General features: G+C 62.3%; 2 protein-coding genes. Both read left to right on the plus strand.

The features are described 5' to 3' along the window. On the plus strand, nucleotides 1-297 hold a 297-nt coding region (locus Dpoa2040_RS16680), incomplete at its 5' end, for an HpcH/HpaI aldolase/citrate lyase family protein (RefSeq protein ID WP_168641974.1). An 82-nt stretch (nucleotides 298-379) separates the two neighbouring features. Beyond that, nucleotides 380-762, plus strand: a 383-nt coding sequence (locus Dpoa2040_RS16685) for a citrate lyase subunit alpha (RefSeq protein WP_305792415.1), incomplete at its 3' end; no start/stop codon positions are given.

A 762-nucleotide genomic window follows, 5' to 3' on the forward strand; every position in this document is an offset into this window, starting at 1 on the left:
GTGTACTCCAACGTCAACGACGAGGCGGGCTTCCTGAAGGAAGTGGAGCTGATCCGCGGACTGGGCTTTAACGGCAAGTCGCTGATCAACCCGCGGCAGATTGAACTGCTGCACAACGCCTACGCGCCGACCCAGGACGAGGTGGACTACGCCCATCTGGTGATCAAGGCGGCGGAAGAGGGCGAGCGCGCCGGGCTGGGGGTGATTTCGCTGAACGGAAAAATGATCGACAGCCCGATAATCGACCACGCCCGTCGGGTGGTGGAGCGCGCGCTGGCGTCGGGCGTACGCCGGTAGGTCGCCGCAGGGTAAAGCACGTTTTCCGCGCGGGCCGGCGGCGTGAACGCACGCCGGGCCGTCGCCATGACAGGACTGGAACATGAGTAATATTATTGAAGCATTGCAGCAGCAATACCCGGAAAAAAGTCATCTGCAGCCGTTCGTGAGCGCCAACCAGCGCACGCCGTGGCTGGATGACGTCACCGAAAAACACCGTCGCAAGCTGTGCGCCGACCTGGAAGAGGCCATCCGCAAGAGCGGGCTGCAGGACGGGATGACGATATCGTTCCACCACGCGTTCCGTGAAGGGGACAAGGTGATCAACCATGTGGTGGAGACGCTGGCGCGGCTGGGGTTCAAAAACCTGACGCTGGCGTCGAGTTCGCTGATGACCTGCAACGCGCCGCTGATAGAGCATATCCGCAACGGGGTGATCACCCGCATCTACACGTCGGGGATGCGCGGCAAGCTGGCGGACGCGAT

Source organism: Dickeya sp. CFBP 2040 (assembly GCF_012273755.1).
Taxonomy (GTDB): Bacteria; Pseudomonadota; Gammaproteobacteria; order Enterobacterales; family Enterobacteriaceae; genus Dickeya; species Dickeya poaceiphila.